Below are 22,822 nucleotides of genomic sequence, written 5' to 3'. Positions count from 1 at the left end.
CGAGGCCGAGGGTGGGCACAGCAGCACCAGAACCGCGCCGAGAACGAGCGCCCCGCGCGAGAGCGACGACGCCCTCACCGGGTGGCCTGAGCGGTGGAGTCGAGCGGCTCGCGCGGCAGGACCAGCTCGGACAGCGTGCCGTAGGGCCACGCCACCTCAGCTTGGGGCAGGACCGGCGCCGTCGCGCCGTCGAGTGCCGACCGCGCCCGCGCACCGGCGTCGAGGACCTCGTAACCGGGCAGGGTCTCCTGTTCGGTCTCGGCGAGGCTGAACTGGCGGCCGTCGAAGAACCCGGCCATCTCCTCGCCGACACCGTAGGCGGGGTCGGCACGGCGGGCCTGGTTGAGGCGGTGGTGGATGTTCCACTCGTCGTGGGCGCCCAGGCTGAACGCGGTGCTCACCCGGGTGCCGTAATAGACCAGGAACTTCCGGCGCCGCGCCTCGTAGACCACCGCGTCCTGAGGCCGGCTCGGATCCAGCGGGCGGCGCCCGCCCGCGCCGTCGTCGACGGTGCCGAAGTCGAGGTAGAACTGCGGGTCGGTGGTGTAGCGGCGGGCGAAGTAGCCCTCCATCCGGTCGGTCAGCGACTCGCCGCCGCTGCGCAGCGAGAAGAACTCCCGCGCGTCGGTGGGGCCGAGGAAGTAGTAGGCGTCGAACGCGCCGCCGAGCTTGAGGTCCCTGCGGGCCGGGTCGGCCAGGTAGTCGTCCTCGATCAGCACCCGCGACCACATGCGCATGTAGTCCCCGCCCGTCGGAGGGGCCTGGGCCAGCAGTTGCTCCAGGGTCAGGCCGGGGTACTTGTCCTGCAGGGCCGCGATGTGACGGGTGATCAGACCGGTGCCCTGACGGGACTCCAGCTGGTAGGCGGCCGGGTTGAGGAAGAAGAAGCGCTCGCCCCACTGCTCGGTGAGCCGCCGGGCGGTGTGGTGGGCGATGTCGACGTTGGTGGCGAAGTACCCGCCGCCGCGGGAGCTGATCGGGCAGCTGAGGTAGACCACCACGCGGCCCTCGGCCTGGGCGCGCGCCAGGTCGGACTTGATCAGCGCGGTGTGCAACTCGAACACGTCGAACCACGCGCCGGTGTGCCAGGCGAACTTCATGATCGGCCGCTCCGGCACCGGGTACCCGGTCTCGGTGTCCGGAGTGCCCTCCAGCGTGAGCAGCAGCGGCGCGGGGGTCGCGGTGTCGGTCACGGCGCCGCCACCTCGACCGGGCGGTCGCCGTCACCGAGGTCGGCCTGGCGCAGTACCGCGGTCAGGGTGCCGCTCTCGGGGACGCGCGGCTGCACCGGCGTCAACCGGCCGTATGGGTCGGCCCAGAACACCGAGCCGATGTCGGGGAAGCTCTGCCGCAACCGGGCCACGGCCTCGTCCACGCCGTCGACCGACCGCATCTTCTCCGGCAGCCACAGGTAGCCGCCCTGCTCGGGGGGCACCAGACCGCGCACCAGTTGCCGCATCATCACCTGGTCGCGCCGCGAGGCCACCGGATCGTCCTGCGCGGGCGGCCGGGAGGGGTCGAGCAGGATCGCCGACCCGCCGCCGCGCGTGGACACCTGGTCGATCTCCGGCACCAGCCGCCACAGCTGCTGGGCCTGGTGGCTCTGCAGCGACCCGGCCAGGTTGGCCTCGACCCCGCGGTAGTGGCAGTAGTCCACGAAGAACCTGATGTCCTCCACCGACAGGATGCCCGCGCGCACCAGGGCGTCCGGTCCGGTACCGGTGACGTCGAACCGGTTGAAGTCCACCATGGAGGGACCGTCTCCTCCGGTGGGCTCGGTGGTGTCGACCAGACCGACCCTGGCCACCTTGAACAGGATGCTGGTGTCGAGCATGATGCCGTCGGCCCCGGCGGCCGCGGTCGCGTCGACCATGTTCTTGATCGCCTCCCGGTCGGTCCGCTCGGCCGGGGTGATGCCGAACTCCGAGTGCGGGAACGGCTCGTTGATCTTCACCCTGGTGGTGTCCGACCACTCCGGCAGCACACCGGCCTCGATCAACTGCTCCAGGTCGGGCCGCTCCGGGAACAGCGGCCCGCCGTCGGGACCGGTCAGATACTGGTAGTAGTCCAGCAGGTCGATCGTGCCCTCGACCGGCGAGGCCGCCGTGACCGGGGAGAACTCCCGCAGCGCCACCAGCTCGCGTACCACCAGCGGGTTGTCCCGACGTTCCCGCCACAGCGCCAGGTCCTGCGCGAACAACACCGACATCACCTGGCTGTGGCTGAACTGCTCGGTCCGGTTGAGCGTGCGCACCACCTCGGTCAGCACGTCCCCCAGGACCGGCAGGTGCATCCCGTCCAAACCGACCTTGATGATGTTGCACGGGTGTACCCGGGTGCCCATCGACACCGCCACCCCCAGCGCCGCCTGGGACGCCTTGCCCGCGATCTCGTACGGCGACTTCTCCACCGCGTGCCCGCTGTCGGTACGCCGGAACAGCAGTTGGTCCTCACCGATGTTGGTGCTCAGCTGCACCTCCTGATCACGGGTGTAGTTCAGCACCGCGTCGGAGATGTCCATGATGGCCTGGGGCTTGATGTTGCCCAACGCGCTGCGCGGATCCTCGCTGTCCACGATCCGCGCCCCACCCAACACCGCCTCCCGCGCCTCCTGCGGATCGAACACGCTGACCAACAACTTCCTGTTGTGCCGCCGATCGCGTGCATCGTCCTGCCTCGCGTCCACCATCGCCGAACACACCCCTCCATCCGAATCCGAACCTCGACCCGATGCAAGCAACCGCCACCGCCGATTCCAAGACGACATCGGACCGGCCATGCCTTCGTGTTCCGAAATCCCTCTCGGGACACCGGCGCCCACCACGGGCGGTAAGCCGGCTTTGGACCGGATCACCTGCCAGGGGAGCATCACGCGTCGGCGGGACGACGCGAGCGGCCCGCCACGCCCTCACCGCCACCCCGGTACCCATCACCGACCGGCACACGAAGACCCGAGACAGGCATCGACGCGACTGCCCGCCGGGATGCGTGCCGGCCGCAGCGCAGACCGCACGGTGTCACCGGCGGCCCTGCGAATACGACTCCTCCAGCCGACCACCCGACCCGATCGGCTGGAATCGACCGTCACCGCTAGAGCGACAGGAGCGGCTCTGCTTGTATGCGAAGAGAATCGACAACGACTGGTCGACGCACTGTCCGACGGTGTGCGCCCATACCCGGGGAAAGCCGACAGGTCCGCCCCGACAGCACGAGCTGACGACTCGTCAGCAACGCCGTCGGATCGCCTCGCGATCCTCTTCGAACGACCGTCCCACAGTCCGCTCCCGGTCGTGGCCGATGAGCGGCACCACTGGCTTACGGACAACCTTTCTCATCCAGCGGGAGAGCCCCCATGAAGCGGTTTTCAGGGACAGTCGCCGTAGTCGTCGCGGCGTGCGTGGCGGTCACACCCGTCCAGGCACAGGCCGCATCAGACCCTGCTGCGGCCGCGCGGACAGTCCCACTACGTGACGCGGTCGAGGCGCTGCCCGTCGCCGACGAGATCCGCGACGGCTACGAACGCACCAAGTTCAAGCACTGGATCGACGCCGATCAGGACGGCTGCAGCACCCGAGCCGAGGTCCTGCTCGACGAGGCCGTCACACCGCCCGAGGTCACCGGAACCTGCACCATCGCCGGCGGAACCTGGTACTCCTACTACGACGACGTCACCGTCACCGAAGCCCGCGGCCTGGACATCGACCACATGGTGCCCCTGGCCGAGGCATGGGACAGCGGCGCGTTCGACTGGACCGCGCAACGCCGACGCGACTACGCCAACGACCTCGGCGAATCACGCGCGCTCGTCGCCGTCACCGCACGATCCAACCGCTCCAAGGCCGACCAGGACCCGGCCCAGTGGATGCCCCCACACCCGCCGGCACGCTGCACCTACATCACCGACTGGGTCACCGTGAAAACCCGCTGGGGCCTCCACGTCGACACCATCGAACAGACCACCCTGCGCAACCACGCCGCCGACTGCCCCAACGTACCGATCACCACCACACCGGCACGCGTCACAACCCCATCCTGATCGCGGACCTGCGAGCGGGCCGCAGCCCGCGTACTGCATTTGATATCGAAGCAATCACCCCGCCTGGTCAGACTGCCTCTCAGGGCGGGGACCATCCCTGCCTGCGCGGGAAGCACGGAACCGGCGCCAGCAGCCGGATCGAGCTGGAGGGACCATCCCCGCCTGCGCGGGGAGCACACACCTTCTCCTCACTGCTCGCCGGACCCGAGCCGTCTGACAGTGCCGACCCGTCCCGTACTTTGTCAGGGCTGCTTCCCGCCACCACATGCGTTCCCACGCAGCGACTGCCCTCAGCTTCACCAGCCAACTGCGACTGGCCAGCGGTGGAGTCCCTTCACCCCCACTCGATTCCATAGCGCCTCGTGGCGCACGGCAGGTTGTCCCAGACCAGTACGATCGGTCCGTCGAGCTGGTGGTGGGCGGCGGTGAGCAGGTCGCGGTAGTCGGTCCAGGCGAAGCTGTGGCACCCACCGGCTTTGTCCAGTCGGGGTCGGTGGATCAGCCGCGATCGCTCGCCGGGCTTGTAGCAGGCCAGAGCGGCCACCGACAGTTGACGCCGGGATCCGGCACGCACGCGGATCACCGGAGTGCGACCGCGGGGTGCCCAGGTGCGGGAGGTCGGCGGCGTCATCGACATCCCGGCCTCGTCCTCGAAGACGACCCAGGCGTCGAGCGCCGCCGCGGTGTTTCCACCTGCGGCCACGTGTCCTTCACCCACCCCGCGACCGCCTGGTCGTCGCGTTCCACCGCCCGCCAGGCCGGGACCTGAGGCGACCAGCCGTGCCGTCGCAGCAACAGGTGCACGCCCTGTACCGTGTAGGTCACATGGAACCGGTGCCCGATCACGGTCTTGATCCGCGACAACGTCCAAACCTGGTCCGGCTACCCGTGCGTCATCGGCCCCTTGCACAGCTCCTGTTCCAGCCGCGCGAACCTCGCCTCGTCCAGCCGGGGTAACGAGGCTGGCCCCGCCGAGGCCAGCGCCCGGGAACCGCCTACGGCCCACGGTCGACGCCACCGCTGCACCGACCGCACGCTGACCCGCAGCTCCTTGGCGATCACCGTGTTGGTCTGACCTGCGGCGAACCGCTCGGCCGCCTGCAGGTGCAGCCGTTCCCGGAACTCCCGCCGTTCGTCGGTCAGCCCGCCACCCTGCGCATACCGCATCCCACCGGCACACCGCAACGATCAAGACCTGTCAGCACCCAACGACAAGACGAATTGAAGATCGGTAGTCAGTGCCCTGCAAGTCGTCGGCAGGCTCAGGGGCTCTGCCGTCGCCCCGGCCACATCCAGTTGATCTCCAGTATGGCCGAGATTTTACGTTCGTGTCATGAACAGCGCAACCGATGTCGAGATCCACGCCATCAAGCAGGTGGTCGCCACCGTCGAGCACGCCCAGCGCTACGAACTGGTCGAGGAGTTCGTCTCACTGTTCCGCGAGGACGCCATCTGGACCACCGCGGCCGGCAGGCTGCTGATCGGCCGTGACGCCATCGCCGCCTTCACCTGGCAGGTGCTGCCCGGCGCGATGAAGGACCTCGTTCCGTCGTACGAGGTCGTGCACGTGCTTTTCATCCGGCCGGACGTGGCCGCGGCCAAAGTCCGCCAGCGGTACTTCTTCCCGGACGGCGAGCCGGTGACCGAGGAGGGCGGGGCACCCCGATGTACGTGATGTCCAAGGAAGACGGCCGGTGGCTTTTGACCGCTAACTAGAACACGGCCGTACCGATCGAACGGGCGAACTGAACCCGATCTGCCGGACACCCCCTACTCGTCGAGGTCGATCAGCTCGTCGGAGCGTGCCAGCGCGGCGGCCTCGTCGTGCAGGCCGAGGTCGGTCAACGTGTCGGACAGGCTCCCTAGAGCGAGCGCCAGCCCTTCCGTGTCCTCGATCTGCTCGAACAGGCGCACGCTCTCCCGCAGGAACTGCGCGGACTCCGCGAGGTGGCCGGCCTCGCGGCTCACGTCACCCAGCTCGGCCAGGACATCGGCGATCTCGGGCACGTCGTCGGTCGTCCGGTAGAAGTCCAGCGCTTCCAACAGCAACTGACGCGCGAACCGCGGGTTGTCCAGGTCGTGGTGCGCGCTGGCGACCAGCACGAGGCTGTTCGCGATCGACTCCCGGTCCCCGGACTCCCGGGCCAGGGCGAGCTTGGTCTCGAACGCGGTGAGCAGCAATCGGGTGGCCCGGGTCTCGAGCTCGTCGTCGTGGGCGGCACGGGCGAGGCGCTGTGCTTCGATCAGGCAGTCCGCGGCTTCCGCGGGCCGGGACATCCGCGAGTACGTCTCGTTCAGCCGAACCAGGAGGGCGAACGCGTTCCGGTGGTCACCCGAAAGATCGGTGATGGCGCGTAAGAGCGGCTCGTGCACGGCCTGGAGATCCTCGTCCTGCCTCGTCAGGTACTCGAGCAGCGGCAGGGCCAGGCCCACGGCGGCGTCCAGGCGACGGGTCGCCGCGCTCTCCACCAGGGACCGCAGGTTCTCCGCTTCACCGAGGAAGAAACCGCGGCTGGTCCGCCGGACCATCTCGGACAACCGGCCGTCGGTGCCCGGTGGGTGCTCGCCCAACCACGCAGTCCGGGCCGACTCGGCGGCGTCGACGTAGTGGTCCAGGATCCGGTCGAGGACCTGATCGGCCGGGCCGTCGGCGTCGGTGAGCCACTCCCGCCCCAGCGACCGGAACGGCGCGGGCAGTTCGGTGGTGCCGCCGCGCCAGTGCTCGACCAGCAGGCCCTCGGCGATCAACGCCCGCTTGACGGCATCGGGTGCCCGATCACCGATGACGGCTTGGACGGCCCGGTCGTTGACCGTCGCACCGGGGAAGACACCGAGCCGGCGCAACGCCGGCCGCGCTTCCTCCGGCAGCCGGCGGTAGGACACGGCCAGCGAGTCGCCCAGCGACACCCCGTTGGCGGACAACGACGACAGCGGCACGCGGCCGTCCGCCAACAGGTCCGCGAGCCCGCGCGGTGAGTACGCGGTGCGGCGGAGGTAGTCGGCCACGGCGATCAGCGGCAGTGGCAGGCCGCCGCACAGCCGGGCGAGCCGCTCGGCGCTGTCCCCGTACCAGCAGATGTCGGAGTCCGCCTCACGGCGCAGGAGGGCGATCGCGTCCGGCAGGGCGAGCGGGCGCACGTGCAGCTTGGCGACACCGCGCGGGAACAGCGGCGCGCCCCGGCCGGTGGCCAGCACCAGCCCGGCGGGCCGGGTGAACACGTCGACCGTGGTCTCGTCGACGACGTTGTCGAGCACGACGAGCACCTGCCGGTCGGCGAGCGCGCTGCGGTAGGCGGACACGAGGTGTGACGGATCATCGGGTACGTCCTCCGCAGCCAGTCCCGACGACCGCAACGCCCACCGCAGCGCTTCCTCCTGCGACAGAGGGTTGTGCCGGTTGCCCCTGAGGTCCAGGTAGAGCTGACCGTCCGGGTAGCGGTCCGCGATCTCGTGCGCGAACGCGACGGCCAGCGCGCTCCTGCCGGCCCACCGCGGCCCGCCGACACCGATCGCGGTCGTTGCGGTGTCGGCCAGCGAACGCAGTTCGGCGAGCTCGGTGTCGCGGCCGACCAGTTCGACCGCGGGCGGCAGCTGCCTCAGGTGGGTGGCGGGCGGCCGGTAGTGCACCGAGAGGTGGTCGATGCGCCCGGCCTGCACGACAGGACCGTGCGCGGTACCCGAGAACTCGTTGACCATCGGCGAACTACCTCCTGCGACCCCAAGGCGTTGACCGGCTCGCCGCACTGGCCCGCCATCCTCCCACGCGGGCCGCTGCCGTCGCAGCGAGAGCGCCTACCAGTACTGGTGCCGCTTCCCGTCGGTGTCGGCGATGAAGACGACCGCGTCGGCACCCTCCAGGTCCGCCGGGGTGAGCGGGATGTGACCGGGCACGATCGATTCGCCCGCGCCGGTCGACGGGGGTAGCGCGGCGCGCAGGGCCGGTGCCGGGAACAGAGCACGTCGGGTGATCGCCTCGGCCAACACCCGCTGCAGCGTGCCGTTGACGCTGTCGGGGTTCGCGTCGGTGGCCACGAACAGGTAGTTCTCGCCAAGGGTGAGTGCGACGAGTGCATCGGCGCTCGCCCAGTTCACCGCACCCAGCTCACCTCGCCGTGATCATCCGAAGGTCAAGTGGTGATGCAACTGGCCGAATGAGGGTCACTCGACCCCTCGGCCGACCACTCCCAGCAAGATCGAGGAAGGACTCCTACCGATGATGTGGATCACCCTGACCGTGATCGCGTTCACCGCGGTCGCCTGGTACTCCCGGCCCTGGTGACCGTGGTCGTCGAGTCCGCCGACGCCACACAGCGCCGCGACGCCATCCGCTTCGCCGCGCTGCTGTGGACCGGCGGCTCGTCGAAACGGGCCGCATAGTCTTCCAGCGGACCCGGAGCCAGCGGACACGGACGACGTGCGGTCATGACGCACCTCGCACAGGCGCGAAAACCTTACCCCTCACGGCCTGCCACATTCATACTCCACTGTCAACAAACTACCGGTAACAACCACCTCGGGTTATCGAGGGAAGCTCAGACGTCCTGAGCCGCCCTTTTGCGGTGAAGCCCACAAGGCCCGTCGATACAGTCACTCGGATGGCGGAGCCTGAGGTAGTCAACGATGTTCGGGCCGCGTCGATCGGGTCGGTGGTTCAGGCGGGCGTCATCCATGGCGGTGTACACCACTACTCATCTGATGTGGCTCCGCGTTACAGGCTAGACGTCGTGCGCCCAGTCGACCGCGAATCGCTCGCGGATCTGCCACCCAGCCACCTGCTCGCGGCTCACCGCAGGGTCGTTGAGTTCACCGGGCGCGATGCCGAGTTGGCTGAGCTGCGGCAGTGGCGGGACGACCGCAGGGAACGCGCGATCCTGCTGGTCCATGGGCCCGGTGGACAGGGCAAGACTAGGCTGGCGACCCGGTTCGCCGAGGAGTGTGCGCAATCGGGTTGGCCGGTGCGCGTGGCAAGCCACGTGGGCGACGGCCATCTCGCGGACCGAGGTTGGGAAGAGGTGGGCACGGGCGCTCTGGTCGTGGTCGACTATGCCGAACGCTGGCCCGTGGACGACCTCTTGGCGCTGGCCACGCACCTGGGTGCGGTGCCGGTGCGCCTGCTGCTCGTTGCCCGGTCGGCTGGCTGGTGGGCCGCTGTGCGACACGGATTCGCGGACCGTGGCTTCGCTACGGGGCAGCTGCGCCTTGGACCGTTGGCATCCGGCGCATCCGATCGGGAGACGTTGTTCGATCGGGCGCGTGACCGTTTCGCGGAGGTGCTTGGCGTGCCCGACGCATACCGTGGGCCGCGTCCGGCTAGTCTCGCCGAGGACTCTTTCGCGCTGGTGCTGTCGGTCCACATGGCGGCGCTGGTGGCCGTGGACGCCCACCGCCGCGGTGTACGGGCGCCCGAGGAGCCATCGAAGTTATCGGCGTACCTGCTCGACCGGGAACGTGCCTACTGGGACCGCCTGCACCGCGCTGGGCGCTCGGCCATTCGGCCTGCGACCATGGCGCGGGCCGTATTTACCGCGATCCTAACCCGCGCGTTGCCCTACCGAGACGCTGCGGCCGTGCTGGGCGAGCTCGGTGTGCCCTCGCCCTCCGAACCGGTCGACCACGTGCTGGAGGACCACGCGCGCTGCTACCCGGCGGCGGACCCGGACACCGTCCTCGAACCCCTCTACCCAGACCGGCTCGCCGAGGACTTCTTAGCATTGATGATGCCTGGCCACGACGTCGCCGGGCACGAGCCGGACGCATGGGCTTCGGCGGTACCGAAGCTGCTGGTGACGAAAGACCCGCCGGTGCCCACCGAGGCGCTGCGCTCCGCGACGACCACCCTGATCGAAGCCGCGCGCCGGTGGCCGCACCTGGTCGAGCGCCAAGTGGCTCCGCTGCTGCGCGCGCATCCGCACGTCGCGCTCGCCGGTGGTGATGTGCTGTCCGCACTGGCCGAGCTGGACGGCCTGGACCCGACGGTGCTCAACGCGGTTGAAGCGGTGCTGCCCGAGGAGCGGCACATCGATCTGGACACCGGCATCGCCGACCTGACCAGCCGCCTGACCCGGCACCGCGTCGCCGCTGGGGCAGCCCGGCCACCTACGCCGCGCTGCTGGTCGCCCAGGGCAACCGGGCCGGGTACGCGGGCAGGTACACGGAGGCGTTGGCGGCGGTCGATGAAGGTCTGCGCGTCCGACGCGTGCTGAATGAGGCATTTCCAGGCGTGCTCGACCCATACCTGGCAAGCGCGCTGTACTCCCGGGCGGCGTGGTTGGTAGAACTGGGACGGTGGGGCGATGCGCTGGCGTCCGTGGACGAGGCGATCGCCATTCTCCGTCGCACGTCGGTCGACGACGGAGACACGTTCCACTCGAACCTTCCGAACCTCGCCGCGATGCTGGACCGCCGGGCCACGTGCCTGTCGCTGCTGGGACGCGACGTCGAGGCGCTCGCCACCTCAGAAGAGGTGATGCGGCTCGTCCGCGACGCGCATTCCATCGAAGAGCACGTCGTGGCAACGTACCTGCACAACCTCGCCGTCCAGTTGAGCATGTTGGAACGGCACGAGGAGGCCATGGTGGCGAACGAGGAGGTGGTGGGCGTCAGACGAGTGCTCGTCGCAGCACGTCCGGAGGTGCACCGCGCCGACTTGGCCCTATCCCTGAACAACCTAGCGGGCAATCTCTCCCGACTGAAACGGCATGAGCAAGCGCAGGCGGCCGCCCTTGAGGCGGTTGCCCGCTATCGAGACCTGGTCGACATCAACCCGGCGTCGTTCCTGCCGCAGTTGGTCCGAGCTCTGCACACGCTCGGCTCCGTCCTGGCTGGGGCGGAGCGGTACACCGAGGCGTTCGCTGCGAATTCCGAGGCCGTCATGCTGCGGCGTCGACTGGTCGAGGACGACGCCGCAGCCCACGAGCCCGGTCTGGCGAAGTCCTTGGATAGCCTGGCAGCCGACCTGCTGGACCTGGGGCAACCCACCGAGGCGATGCTCGCCGCCGCGGAGGCTGTCGTTGTGCAGCGCCGCCTGGTCGACCGCATCCCCGATGCGCATCGCCGCGGCCTCGCGCATGCGCTCTATCGCTTATCGAGCACATTAGCCAAGGCTGAGCGGTACGCTGACGCGCTGGACCCGGCTCGTGAAGCGGTCGAGGTGTACCGGGTGCTCGCCGAGCACGACCCAGGCACCTTCCGGGCCGAGCTGGCCTCCGCGCATAACGCGCTGGCGAACCGGCTGGCCAAGCTGGATCTCTGGTCCGCGTCGGTGGTCGAATCACAGACGGCGGTCGAACTCTTGAGGGCTTGCCCCCTCGGTTCGGTCGCCGCGCGCGACCAGTTGGCGGCCACGCTCGGCAACCTCGCGGTCGCACTGCTGCAATTGGAGCGGATTGCCGAGGCCTTGACGGCGGCCGAGGAAGCGGTACGGATCTCGCGTGATCTCGTTGAGCAAGATCTCGTGCGGTTCCGGCCGCAACTCGTCCGGCCTTTGAAGGCGCTCGGCATCGCGTTGGTGAAGGCAGGCGCGTTGCCGCGAGGGTTGGTTTGCCTCGACGAAGCGATGTCGCTAGAGCGCTCGGTGTACAAGGAATCGCCGGATTAAGAACTCCTAACAGAATGATCTTGTCTATACTTCAATCTTGTCGGGTGGGGTGTTGTCCGGCAGGAGGTTGGTGTGGCCCGGCGTCGACCGTGGGAGGTCGAGGACGAGCTGTGGGAGCTGATCGAGCCGCTGTTGCCCAAGGTCGAGCGGCGCTTCCGATACCCCGGACGTAGGCGGTTGGACGACCGCAAGGTGTTGTGCGGCATCCTGTTCGTGCTCTACACGGGTATCCGGTGGGAGTTCCTGCCGCAGGAGCTGGGCTACGGCTCGGGCATGACCTGCTGGCGGCGGTTGCGGGACTGGACCGAGGCAGGGGTGTGGCCGCGGCTGCACGAGCTGCTGCTGGCGAAGTTGCAGGCGGCCGGGGCGCTGGACTGGTCCCGGGCGGCGGTGGACTCCTCCTCGATCAGGGCGGTGAAGGGCGGCCCAAAACCGGGCCGAGCCCGGTCGACCGCGCCCGAACGGGCTCCAAGCACCACCTGATCACCGACGGCGGCGGTGTGCCCCTGGCGGTGACGCTGACCGGTGCCAACCGCAACGACGTCACCCAGCTGCTGCCGCTGCTCGACGCCGTCCCGCCGGTACGCGGGCGACGCGGACGTCCACGGCGCAGACCCGACCGCGTCTACGCCGACCGGGGCTACGACCACGACACCTATCGAAGGCAGGTTCGCGCCAAGGGCGTCCGGCCATTCATCGCCCGCCGCGGTGTCGAGCACGGCTCCGGGCTGGGCGTCCACCGGTGGGTGGTCGAGCAGGCGCTGGCGCTGCTGCACTGGTTCCGCCGCTTGCGCATCCGCTGGGAGGTCCGCGATGACATCCACGAAGCCTTCCTCAGCCTGGCCTGCTCGATCATTTGCTGGCGCCGACTCCAACGCCACCAGTCATTGCGTTACTGATCTTCAATTCGTGTTGTCGCCGGGTGCTGACAGGTCTTGATCGTTGCGGTATGCCGGTGGGATGCGGTACGCGCAGGGTGGCGGGCTGACCGACGAACGGCGGGAGTTCCGGGAACGACTGCGCCTGCAGGCGGCCGAGCGGTTCGCCGACGGCGAGGCCAATGCGGTGATCGCCAAGGATTTGCGGGTCACTGTGCGATCGGTGCAGCGCTGGCGACGGTCCTGGGTCGCAGGCGGTTCCCGGGCGCTGGCCTCGGCCGGCCCGGCGTCGTCGCCCCGTCTGGATGAGGCGAAGTTCGCGCAATTGGAGCGGGAGCTGCACAAGGGGCCGATGGCGCACGGCTGGCCGGATCAGATCTGGACGCTGTCACGGCTCAAAACCGTGATCGGGCGCCGGTTCCACCTGGCCTACACCGTGCAGGGGGTTCACCTGCTGCTACGGCGGCACGGCTGGACGCGTCAGGTGCCGGTGCGGCGGGCGGTGGAACGCGACGACCAGGCGGTTGCGGGGTGGGTGAAGGACACGTGGCCGCAGGTGGAAGCACCGCGGCGGCGCTCGACGCCTGGGTCGTCTTCGAGGACGAGGCCGGGATGTCGATGACGCCGCCGACCTCCCGCACCTGGGCGCCCCGCGGTCGCACACCGGTGATCCGGGTGCGCGCCGGGGCACGGCGCCGGATGTCGGTCGCGGCGCTGGCCTGCTACAAGCCGGGCGAGCGATCGCGGCTAATCTACCGGCCCCGACTGGACGGAGTCGGTGGGCGCCGCAGCTTCGCCTGGACCGACTACCGCGACCTGCTCGTGGCCGCCCATCACCAGCTCGGCGGGCCGATCGTGCTGGTCTGGGACAACCTTCCCACCCACCGCTCCGAGGACATGCTGTCCTTCATCGACAGCACGGACTGGTTGACCGCCTACCGCCTTCCCTCCTACGCACCGGACCTCAATCCGGTCGAGGGCATCTGGTCGGTACTGCGACGCCGCTGGTTGTCCAACGTCGCGTTCACCACCGTCGACCATCTCGTCCGGACGGTCCGGCAGGGCCTACGCAAGATCCAGTACCGCAACGACCTCATTGACGGCTGCCTCATCGGCACCGGACTCCGACTCCACCCCACCTGACCTCATTCGACACCACGAATTGAAGATCAGTAAGTCCGCAATATTGCGGAAGTAACGACTTAGACCCGAAACACGATTCATCATCAAGCGTCTAGCCCGACATGTCAGAATTTCGTCGTCGACGTTTTCGTTCAGCAGATCCTCCAAGCCTGCACCCCCTGGGGCCGCCGACGCCGATCGTGGTCGCATTGCCTGACATCCCACCATTCCCCCGGAGCCCGAGGTCGCGTACCCTGCGATGGTGGACCAGATCACTGTTGACACCGCCGCCGTCGTCGTTCTCGCAGAGGGTACTTCGACAAGCGAGATCTCCAACAAACGCGGTCACCTCTTCGAGAAGTTTATCGCGAAGCTTCTTGCAACACAGGGATACAGTGATCCTCACCCAGAAAATCTGAACCCCACGAGCGAAGGCATAGAGCTGGACGTCCGAGCTCGCAACATAGTCACAGGCGAACAGCTAATCTGTGAATGCAAAGCATACAGCTCCAACGTTCGAGTGCCACCATTGATGACTTTCATTGGAAAGTTTTCTCTAGCTCAAGCTAAGGATAAGCAGACCAAAGGGCTCTTCATCGCACTTCCCCGCCTGACACCCGAGGCGAAAGAGCAAGCCGAGCTAGCCGAAGCTACCTTTCCCGGTTTTCGCTACCTTGGCTCGTACGAGATTTGCGAACTGCTGCAAGCGGCAGATGTGCTACCCAGATGGGAAGACGGGCCCGAAATCCGATCAGACCCCACTGTCGTAATCACGGAACATGGGGTAGTTCTGGCTGCGTGCGAGCTGGACTCGGATACGCGAGGAGGCTCCAGATGGGTGACATGGGCGCGCAATAAAGATGTTCCACTCCCTATTGTTCGGTTGATAGAGAAGAACCTTTCTAAAGGTCTTCCAGTAGTACGCGCAGGCCATGAAGCAGGAGCAGTTCCGATTCATGTTCCTTCATTGCCGAAAATTGTTGAGGTTCAAGGCAGTACGTCCGACTTTGAGTATCAACTTCCAGCGGCACCAGAGTTCTTCATCGGACGGAAAACTCTCGCCCAGTCACTGCTTGAAAAGATGAAGGGGCGCCTTACGGCCGGGTCAGTTGTAATCAACGCCAAGTCCGGCTGGGGCAAGAGTTCGCTTGTATTGCACTTGCAGAAGGAAGTTGAAAAAGTCGGCGGAGTCGGCATGGTATTCGACTCAAGAACCGCAGAACGTTCCGACTTCGTTGCTGCCGCAATGGAAAGGACGATCAGGAAGGCAGTCGAAAGAGAAGTCATCGAACTGCCGTCCCAAACCGCATTCAGCAGCCTGCAAAGCATTGTGGAAACCCTCAAACGTGCCACATGGGCTTCTCCCGCTCGACCGATCTTCCTTGCCTTTGATCAGTTCGAGAACGTCTTCCGGAACACGGACCTCACCCGAGAGTTTCGCGATCTCACATATCTAATTCGTGAGATAAGCGCACCATTGACGATTAGCTTCTCCTGGAAAACCGACGTGGTCGCGTGGACCGAAGGTTACCCATTCGGGCTCCGCAACGACATCCGCGACGCGTCGTCGGTCTTCGATCTCGACCCGTTCGGACCGCGCGAAATCGAGGCGCTTCTACGACGACTTGAGAAGTCACTCGGCAGTAAACTCAATCGCGAGCTTAGGCAGAGGCTTCGCGAGTACAACTCACAGGGCCTGCCATGGCTATTCAAGAAGTTCGGCGCTCACATAATCGCAGAAGTTGCTCGTGGCATCAAACAGGATGATCTAGCTAAGCAAGCATTGAACGCTCGGGGTTTGTTCGAAAGCGATCTCGCCCGCCTGAATCCCAGCGAACAATCTCTTCTCCGAACCATCGCCCAGGCCGCGCCAGTGGTCCTATCTGATCTAGACTACGATGCGACGACCAGTACAGTACTCGACAGTCTTCTTCATCAACGCCTAGTGGTGCAGGTCGGTCATACAATCGACGTCTACTGGGACACCTTTCGTGATTACCTCAATAATGGCAGTGTCGCGATCGAGGATTCATATGTCGTCCGTTATGCGCCTCTTGGTGCCGGTCGCCTGTTGCGTGTGGTAGTCGCTGAAGGCGGCAGTATTTCGGTCCCCGACGCAGCAACACGGCTGGATACAACACCAACGGTCATCTTCAATTACTCTCGCGAGCTCCGCCAATTTGGCGTATTGACCTCGGAGTCAAACCGCGTCACGCTTGAAGCGGACCTGATGAATTCTTCGGACAAGGAAGAAGCCATCAGGGCGCGAGTTTCCCAGGCTTTGCGCAGACATAAGATGTACAAGCTGGCTGCGGACATGATCGCCCGTGAAGGTACTGTCTCCATTCACCAGTTTGCGTCTACACTTTCCGGCGAATTCAGAGCAGTGTCAGCAAAAAGCGACAGTTGGGTTACATACGCGCGCTCCTTCTGTCAATGGATGGAGTACGCCGGTCTAGTACGCCTTCTGTCGAATGGGATGGAAAGGCCATCCGAAAACGACAGCGAGCCTCTCGGCCGCCTCCTGAGTGGATCAGTGCCGGTTCGTGTACGAAGCCCTTTTCCCAACGCGAACCCTGGGCCTGCTTTGCAACTCCTGATGCATCTCTTCGACCCAACGGGACACGCCCGTCCTTCTAGAAACGGATTTGCGACAGGTGTCCGCGATCTAACTACACTCGGCCTGGTCGAGACGGACGACGGTGAACGCATCACTCTGTCCGACAGCACTGTTTTCTCACACGGCGCGATCGAGCCAAAACGGCTTCGCGCGATCGTGGAGCGACAGCGAGGTATTTCCGAAGCATTTGCCGCGCTAGAGGCGAATCCTGGCCTTTCTCCGCTATCGCTTGGGATCGCACACAGAGATACGCTCGGTGCCGAGTGGGCGGAATCGACCACGCTTTCGGCAGGTAAGTATATCCGCGCGTGGGCCAGAGCCTGTGGGATCTCTACGCAACTGCGCTCGACTACATGACCTGACCGCTCGCCCGTTGATCAATTTTTCATATACTCCCTGAGGGAGGTGATGTTGGTGTCACTTTGACCAAGCCCCTGTCGCAGGAGGGTATTGTCGTGATGAAGTGCAGTGATCGCACTAGTCGCGGCGTCCAATCGGTGTTGCAGATCGCTGCACTCGCGAGTCTTATCAGCGATTCTGCGTCGTAGCTCTTGAATCTCGTTGTCGTGGCGGGTCTGCTCGGAGTCGCCAGTGCTGTGTTGGGCGACGTGGGCGTCCCATTCCGCAAGAATCGTGCGGGCGCGGTTCATGGTGGCCCGACTGACTCCGGCCTCCTTCCAAAGGTTCTGTTTGGTCAGGCGCCCGTCCGTGCGATGCGCAGTTCCGGTGAGTAGGCGATGCATGGCTGCCCGTAGTTCTTGCGCAGTCCGGGCGTCGGGGAAGTGGAGCCGGTCGCCGTCGCGGCGTCCGCCGAACCGGTCGGGCGCGGTGTAGTCGGGGATCTCGGCGAGCAGTTCGTCCAGGGTCGTGCCGTCCTCCAGTAGGGGTTCGTGGTCGGCGAGCGCGGCGGCACCGTGCGCGTGCGACCCGGCCCTGCCGCGTCGGGGGCGGGGTGGGCCGGACGAACCCCCGTCGGTGCGGGGTCGAAGGACCGGTTGGCGGAGCCGGACCGGGTGTGGGCACCGGCGGTGCGGCGGCCTGCCACCAGGCTGGCGGGGCCGCGTCGTGGTCCGGGGGCGCGGGTCGTCGTGGTGGTGTCGCCCGGTCGGGTGGTCTCGTGCGGCCGGATGGGCGACGGGTGCGTCGTATGACGCGGACGCCGCCAAGGCGGGTCGGTAGAACCGTGGTTCATCGGCGCACCACGCGGTTCTGCCCTTGGGGGTCGGTATGGCGGGTACGGGTCGGCACGACGCGGTCCACCGGACGATGGTCCTGGTCGACGTGGAGGGCTTCGGCGTCCTCGACCGGACGCTGCGCCACCAACAGGGCACCCGCGCGGGCCTGTACGAGGTGGTCGGTCAGGCGTTGGCGGCGGCGGGGGTGCCGTGGGACGCCTGCTATCACGAGGACCGCGGTGACAGCGTGGTCGTGCTGGTTCCGCCGGAGTTTCCGAAGGCGCCGTTGGTGGAGGTGTTGCCCGAGGCGTTGGTGCGGGCGGTGCGCGGGCACAACACCACCAGCCCCGGCGCGGCGCGGGTGCGGTTGCGGTTGGCGGTGCACGCCGGGGAGGTCGCCTTCGACGGGCACGGCGTGACCTCCACCGCGCTGACCGACGCGTTCCGGCTGCTCGACGCCCCCGCCCTCAAAACCGCGCTGAAGAACTCGCCGGGCGTGGTTGCAATGATCGTCTCCGACCTGATCCACCGGGACGTCGTGCGGCACTGCGCCACCCTGGACCCCGGCCTGTTCCGCCGGGTCGAGGTCGAGGTCAAACAGTTCCACGACACGGCGTGGATCGCCCTGCCCGACCAACCTCACCCGCCCGCCGCCCCCGGCCTGCCCGGGCATCCGCTCGACCCCACGACACCGACCACCCCGCCGGACGTCCGCCCGGCGACCGGCACCGACCGCGATCGGGCGTCCGACGGCGGTACCGGGACACGCGGGGTGCACATCGCCGGCGGCGTGCACGGCGCCGGGGCGGGCATCACCATCGGCGCGGCCACCGGCGACCACGTCACCATCGGCCACTCATCACCCCCACCGGGCCCGTCCGCGGGGCCGCCGCCGCAGGACCCCCGGTAGCCGACGAGGACGACACCGGGCACACCCCGTCGGCGCCCGACCCCGCCCCCACCACCGACAGCACTACCACCGACGGCGCTGTTACCGGCCCGTCCACCGCAACGGGCGCGGCCGCTCAGCAGGTGCACGGTGGTGTCACCGCGGACACCGGCGGCACCGCGGTGGGCAACCTGACCGGCGGCCTGCACGTGCACCCGCCGCCGCCCCGGCCGCCCACGCCCGCCCCGCGGCAGCTCGGCCCGCCACCGGCGGGGTTCGTCGGCCGCGCCGACCAGCTCGCCGCGCTCGACCGCGCCCTCACCGGTTCGCCGGTCGGGCACGACATCGGGGGAGTCGGTGGCACGGCGGTGATCTCCGCGATCGGCGGGACCGGCGGCATCGGCAAGACCTGGCTGGCCCAGACCTGGGCCCACCGCAACCTGCACCGCTTCCCCGACGGCCACCTCGCGGTGGACCTGCGCGGCTTCAGCCCCGGCGATCCCCGCCACCCCGTCGACGTGCTGGGCGACTTCCTGGCCGCCCTCGGCGTCGACCGCGACCGCCAACCCCCCGACCTGGACGCCCGGGTCGGGCTCTACCGCACCCACACCACCGGCCGGCGCCTGCTCGTCCTGCTCGACAACGCCGCCACCGCCGAACAGGTCCAGCCCCTGCTACCCGGAGGCGCCACCTGCACGGTGCTGATCACCAGCCGCAAGCGGCTGCGCGGCCTCGTCGCCCGACACGGTGCCCGCCCCGTCCACCTCGACGTGCTCACCGACACCGAGGCCCGTGCCCTGCTCACCACCGCCCTCGGCGACACCCCCACCACCCCGGACACGCACGCGGCGGTCACCGAACTGATCAGCCTGTGCGGGGGATTCCCGCTCGCCCTCGGCCTGATCGCCGCCCGCATCCGCACCCACCCCGACCTGCTCGACGACCTGGTCGCCGACCTGCGCGAGCTCGGCCTGGACGCCCTGGACTCCGACGACCCCGAAGCCAGCCTGCCCACCGTCCTGTCCTGGTCGCTGCGCCACCTCACCGAACAGCAGCGCACCCTGTTCGCCCTGCTCGGCATCGCGCCCGGACCCGACACCACCCTGCCCGCCGTGGTCGCCCTCACCGGCCTGTCCGAGACGGATGCCCGCAGGGCGCTGGCGGTGCTAGAAGAGGCATCGCTACTGGAGCGGCGGCCCGGCGGCCGGTACGCGATGCACGACCTGGTCCGCGCCTACGCCGCCACCACCGCCCACCACCTGCCCGACCACATGTGCGAGGCCGCCTTGACTCGGGTGGTGGACTTCCACCTGCACACCACCCACACTGCCGACCGCCTCCTGGACCCCCACCGCCCGCTCCTGCCACCTGACCCGCCCGCGCCCGACGTCCGCCCGCACCCACTGCCCGACGCCGTGACCGCACTCGCGTGGCTGGACGCCGAACATGCCACCCTGCTGGCTGCCCAACGCGCCGCTGTCACCCTCGGCCGCCATCACGTCGTCTGGAACTTCGCCTGGAACCTGGACACCTTCCTCCGCCGGCGGGGGCACCGGCACGACCAGTTCGCCATGTGGCAGGCCGCGTTGGATGCTGCCGAACACCTATCCGACCCCACCACTCTCATCCGCGGCCACCGGCTTTTCGGCCGTGCTTGCTCCCGACTGGGCCTGCACGAGCAGGCCACCGAACACCTGGAGCAGGCACTCAACCTCGCCGTACAGCACCACGACTCCACTGAACAGGCACACGCCCACCATCAACTCGCGCTTGCCTGGGAAAGGACGGGAGATGACCGACGGGCCCTAAACCACGCTCGGCACGCCCTCGACCTCCACCGCAGCCTCGACCAACCAGCGCGGGAAGCCCACGCGCTCAACGCAGTGGGCTGGTACGCCGCGCGCCTAGGCGAGTACGACTCCGCCCGCATCCATTGTCACGCCGCCCTTACTCTGCACCGACACCATCACAACCCGGCTGGAGAGGCGCAAACCCTAGACAGCCTCGGCTACATCGCTCACCACGTCGGTGATCACCAGCAAGCCGTCGACCACTATGAGGAGGCTATGATCATATTCCGCACCCTCGCCTACACCTATCTGGCCGCAGAAGTTTTTGACCACGCAGGCCACTCCTACGTCGCTCTCGGTCAGCACGAGCGGGCCCGCGCGGTGTGGCGGGAGGCGCTGAAGCTGTACCGGGACCAAGGCCGTACCGCCGACGCCCAACGCGTCCAACGCCAACTCGACGACCTTGACGACACCTGAAGGTCGATCCCGCTTCTACGCAATCGGTAACACACCACCCTTACCGCGGATGACCTGGGTGGCGACCTCGACAAACTCGCGGCGGGCTTGGTCGACGCGGCCGGGGTTGTTGTCGCCCAGCAGCGCGCCGGCCAGTGTGCGGGCGCTCCAGGCGACCAGGACGCCGTGGCGGGCGAGGTAGAGACCCACCGACCTGATCCGGTGCAGATCCAGGCTGTCCAACCAGGTGTAGGCCAGGATCTGCCAACACCATCCGGCCACCCGACGCGGGTCGGCGAGGGTGACGACGGTCTTGACGTCGACCAGCATGGTCGCCTCGGCCGGGCCGACCAGCAGGTCCCCGTCCGCCCAGTCGGGGACCAGCACCGGCGCGGCCACTCCCAGCGGCGTGTGCACGTCGCGGTGGCCGAGGGTGTCGGCGGTGCCGCGCAGCTTCTCGACCAGCCCTTGCTCGCGGGCGCGGGGAGGCCAGGGCGACCAGTTCGGCCACCACCGACTCGTCGGCCAGGGCGCGCAGTTCCCGGACACCGCCACCGCCTGCCAGCACGGAGGTGAGCCGCGGGTCGATCTTCCCGGAGCGGTGAATGCCCTCGCACGCGGCCAGCACCCATGCCGACCGGGCCAACCCGGCCTCGACGCCGGGCGAGGTGCCCCACCGGCCGTGCGGTGCGTGCTCAACCTGGTAGGTGCGGGTGCGTTCCAGCAGTTCCACCATCACCGCCTCGGCCTCGCGGTCGACCGGCCCGCAGTCGGTGGTGGCCCCGAGATCCATCCATCCGTCTGGGGTGCGGCGCAGCGACAGCGCCCGCCGCCGCTGCGGGGCGGGCAGTTCGGCGTGGCTGGGGTAGGCGGCGGCCTGGGCGTGGGCCTGCGACCAGGTCATCCACCAGGTGTGGATCATGCCGAGCATCGCGCCGTAGGGCGGGGCCGGGTCGACCAGGTCGGCCAGTCGCTGCCCGAACGCGCCCCCGACGTCGGCCCAGTGCACGTCGTCGACCCGGCCCGCGGGCGTCACCGACGCGATCCCGGCTACGGACGAGCGGACCTGCTTGACCACAGTGTCGGTGCCGACGAACATCTTCTCGCACCACCGGCTCAGCCTGCCCTTGTAGAGCTGCCCGGTCAGGCTCACCCCGCCGCCCTCTCCTTCGTCGTCGGTGACCGGAGCCGGTCGGGCTGCCTCGGGATGCGCCCGCCGGTCGACGGCCCGGCACGCGTGCCGCAGGGCGCGCCGTCCGGCGTGACGGTAGTCGACGCCCCGCCTCGGCGGCGCGGCCGTCGGCCTACCCGGCGGCTTCGTCGGGGGTGGCGGGGCGCACCACGGCGACGTAGCGGACGAGATGTTCGGGCTTGCCGTCGTGGCCCTCCCAGTCCGGATTGTCCTCGCGGTGGCGCCCGGCGTGCAGGATGTAGGACAGGCCGGAGACGCGGCCGTCGCCGAGGTCGCGGCCGCAGGGGACCTCGGCGGCGTCCCAGGCGGGGTCGTGGCCGGTGGTCCAGGTGACGCGGACGACCTCACCGTGGCGGTAGGGCCAGCCACCTTGGTCGCGGCGGCTGATCTCCAGCACGACTGGCAACCGGGCAGTGTTTGGAACCTGCGCAATGCCACAGCCCCAGCAGGGGGACACCTTGATGATTGCTCGGCTTGCGACGCCGTCATGCTGTTGCGTCATGGCTGACGAGAAGCGCCTTCAGCGTGGCAGGACCGTGCGGGTCATAACGGCGTCGATCACCGTGGTCGTGGTTTCGGTGGCGGTGTCGGTGGTGGTCAACGCCGTGACAAGGAACGTAGGCGATGTGCCTGCCTTGTCCAGTAGTGCCTGGGCGGTGGCGGGGACGTTGGTCGCGTTCCTCGCTATCACCCTGGCGAGGTTGATCTCGCGTTCCGCCTTGACGGTGCCAGGGGCTGAAGAGCGGGGAATCTCGGACCGTGCCGATCAAGCTCGGGATCACCTGTCTGCGGCCGCGCAGCTGCTTGACGAGCTCGGCGACGAGCTGGCTGCCCGGATCCGGTTATTGGAGCAGCATCAGGCGGATGCGGAACGGTATAAGCAGTTGGCGTCGTTGAACGCCGAGCAGGCGAAGGCAATCGAGGGCCTGGTCGGGCGGCAGTTCGCGCGGCAGTCCCGCTTGACGTGGATGCAGTTCGGAGGATCGCTGGTGGCTGCCTTCGTTCTGGGCTTGGTGGTGAACTGGATCTCCCAGCCGGCTCTGGCGTGGTTGACCGGTTCGTAGTCG

Annotated in this window: 20 protein-coding genes; 11 read left to right on the top strand and 9 right to left on the bottom strand. The window is 68.0% G+C overall.

From position 1 onward, the window contains the following. Positions 1–74: 74 nt before the first annotated feature. Both EKG83_RS26665 and EKG83_RS26660 read right to left on the bottom strand, forming a co-directional pair. Positions 75–1,193: a hypothetical protein gene (locus EKG83_RS26665; RefSeq protein ID WP_033435422.1), complete on the bottom strand. Its 1,119-nt coding sequence runs from the start codon at positions 1,191–1,193 to the stop codon at positions 75–77. Beyond that, a complete protein-coding gene (locus EKG83_RS26660; RefSeq protein ID WP_170191971.1) occupies positions 1,190–2,626 on the bottom strand; it encodes a (5-formylfuran-3-yl)methyl phosphate synthase in 1,437 nt (478 codons plus the stop codon). The genes EKG83_RS26665 and EKG83_RS26660 overlap by 4 nt, the downstream gene beginning before the upstream one ends. 726 nt (positions 2,627–3,352) lie before the next feature. On the opposite strand from EKG83_RS26660, the gene EKG83_RS26655 reads away from it, so the two are divergent. Continuing rightward, entirely contained in the window at positions 3,353–4,036 is a 684-nt protein-coding gene (locus EKG83_RS26655) for an HNH endonuclease family protein (RefSeq protein WP_033435424.1), read from the top strand. Positions 4,037–4,370: 334 nt separating this feature from the next. On the opposite strand, the gene EKG83_RS26650 is transcribed toward EKG83_RS26655, so the two are convergent. Genes EKG83_RS26650 through EKG83_RS48305 form a run of 3 tightly spaced genes read right to left on the bottom strand, consistent with a single transcriptional unit; the run spans position 4,371 to position 5,203 of the window. Further along, the gene (locus tag EKG83_RS26650; RefSeq protein WP_051766960.1) at positions 4,371–4,739 is read right to left on the bottom strand and encodes a transposase; all 369 of its coding nucleotides are present in this window, start codon (positions 4,737–4,739) and stop codon (positions 4,371–4,373) included. Continuing rightward, positions 4,664–4,861 (bottom strand): helix-turn-helix domain-containing protein, encoded by a 198-nt coding sequence (locus EKG83_RS49780; protein ID WP_407690789.1) that lies wholly within the window; start codon positions 4,859–4,861, stop codon positions 4,664–4,666. Before EKG83_RS49780 ends, EKG83_RS26650 begins: the two co-directional genes overlap by 76 nt. A 57-nt stretch (positions 4,862–4,918) precedes the next feature. Further along, a complete protein-coding gene (locus tag EKG83_RS48305) occupies positions 4,919–5,203 on the bottom strand; it encodes a helix-turn-helix domain-containing protein (RefSeq protein WP_211269304.1) in 285 nt (94 codons plus the stop codon). Between the two features lie 166 nt (positions 5,204–5,369). Between EKG83_RS48305 and EKG83_RS26640 the strand changes: the two genes are divergently transcribed. Beyond that, on the top strand, positions 5,370–5,711 hold the full coding sequence (locus tag EKG83_RS26640; RefSeq protein ID WP_228122216.1) for an SgcJ/EcaC family oxidoreductase: 342 nt from the start codon (positions 5,370–5,372) through the stop codon (positions 5,709–5,711). Between the two features lie 95 nt (positions 5,712–5,806). On the opposite strand, the gene EKG83_RS26635 is transcribed toward EKG83_RS26640, so the two are convergent. Both EKG83_RS26635 and EKG83_RS26630 read right to left on the bottom strand, forming a co-directional pair. Continuing rightward, the gene (locus EKG83_RS26635) at positions 5,807–7,732 is read right to left on the bottom strand and encodes a tetratricopeptide repeat protein (RefSeq protein ID WP_033435426.1); all 1,926 of its coding nucleotides are present in this window, start codon (positions 7,730–7,732) and stop codon (positions 5,807–5,809) included. A gap of 96 nt (positions 7,733–7,828) precedes the next feature. Continuing rightward, positions 7,829–8,128, bottom strand: coding sequence for a hypothetical protein (locus EKG83_RS26630; protein ID WP_033435427.1), 300 nt, complete (start codon positions 8,126–8,128; stop codon positions 7,829–7,831). A gap of 503 nt (positions 8,129–8,631) precedes the next feature. On the opposite strand from EKG83_RS26630, the gene EKG83_RS26625 reads away from it, so the two are divergent. The 8 genes from EKG83_RS26625 (at position 8,632) to EKG83_RS26590 (ending at position 20,584) form a co-directional block, all read left to right on the top strand. After that, entirely contained in the window at positions 8,632–10,239 is a 1,608-nt protein-coding gene (locus EKG83_RS26625) for an ATP-binding protein (protein WP_051766961.1), read from the top strand. A gap of 104 nt (positions 10,240–10,343) precedes the next feature. After that, a complete protein-coding gene (locus tag EKG83_RS26620) occupies positions 10,344–11,633 on the top strand; it encodes a tetratricopeptide repeat protein (RefSeq protein ID WP_153278432.1) in 1,290 nt (429 codons plus the stop codon). Between the two features lie 72 nt (positions 11,634–11,705). After that, positions 11,706–12,532 (top strand): IS5 family transposase gene (locus tag EKG83_RS26615; protein ID WP_153278431.1). Its coding sequence is split into 2 segments (ribosomal slippage): positions 11,706–12,060 and positions 12,060–12,532, totalling 828 coding nucleotides; the frame shifts between segments, so codons are not numbered across the junction. A gap of 61 nt (positions 12,533–12,593) precedes the next feature. After that, positions 12,594–13,133 (top strand): winged helix-turn-helix domain-containing protein, encoded by a 540-nt coding sequence (locus EKG83_RS26610; protein ID WP_033436072.1) that lies wholly within the window; start codon positions 12,594–12,596, stop codon positions 13,131–13,133. Further along, a complete protein-coding gene (locus tag EKG83_RS26605; protein ID WP_153278430.1) occupies positions 13,058–13,654 on the top strand; it encodes an IS630 family transposase in 597 nt (198 codons plus the stop codon). The genes EKG83_RS26610 and EKG83_RS26605 overlap by 76 nt, the downstream gene beginning before the upstream one ends. Before the next feature lie 241 nt (positions 13,655–13,895). Then, positions 13,896–16,610 (top strand): nSTAND1 domain-containing NTPase, encoded by a 2,715-nt coding sequence (locus EKG83_RS26600; RefSeq protein ID WP_170191995.1) that lies wholly within the window; start codon positions 13,896–13,898, stop codon positions 16,608–16,610. A gap of 870 nt (positions 16,611–17,480) precedes the next feature. Next, positions 17,481–18,338 (top strand): hypothetical protein, encoded by an 858-nt coding sequence (locus EKG83_RS26595; RefSeq protein WP_051767101.1) that lies wholly within the window; start codon positions 17,481–17,483, stop codon positions 18,336–18,338. A 122-nt stretch (positions 18,339–18,460) separates the two neighbouring features. Beyond that, entirely contained in the window at positions 18,461–20,584 is a 2,124-nt protein-coding gene (locus EKG83_RS26590) for an ATP-binding protein (protein ID WP_153278429.1), read from the top strand. A 15-nt stretch (positions 20,585–20,599) separates the two neighbouring features. Here the strand turns inward: EKG83_RS26590 and EKG83_RS26585 are convergent, their stop codons facing one another. Next, positions 20,600–21,118, bottom strand: coding sequence for a hypothetical protein (locus tag EKG83_RS26585; protein WP_033435943.1), 519 nt, complete (start codon positions 21,116–21,118; stop codon positions 20,600–20,602). A 749-nt stretch (positions 21,119–21,867) separates the two neighbouring features. Further along, the gene (locus EKG83_RS26580) at positions 21,868–22,161 is read right to left on the bottom strand and encodes a hypothetical protein (protein WP_153278428.1); all 294 of its coding nucleotides are present in this window, start codon (positions 22,159–22,161) and stop codon (positions 21,868–21,870) included. 94 nt (positions 22,162–22,255) lie between these two features. On the opposite strand from EKG83_RS26580, the gene EKG83_RS26575 reads away from it, so the two are divergent. Continuing rightward, positions 22,256–22,819 carry a hypothetical protein gene (locus EKG83_RS26575; protein WP_033435941.1) on the top strand — a complete coding sequence of 188 codons (564 nt, stop codon included), beginning with the start codon at positions 22,256–22,258 and terminating at the stop codon, positions 22,817–22,819. The last annotated feature ends 3 nt before the right edge of the window (positions 22,820–22,822 follow it).

This window comes from Saccharothrix syringae (assembly GCF_009498035.1).
GTDB classification, from domain to species: Bacteria; Actinomycetota; Actinomycetes; order Mycobacteriales; family Pseudonocardiaceae; genus Actinosynnema; species Actinosynnema syringae.
This window is presented reverse-complemented; position numbering and strand designations above follow the sequence as displayed.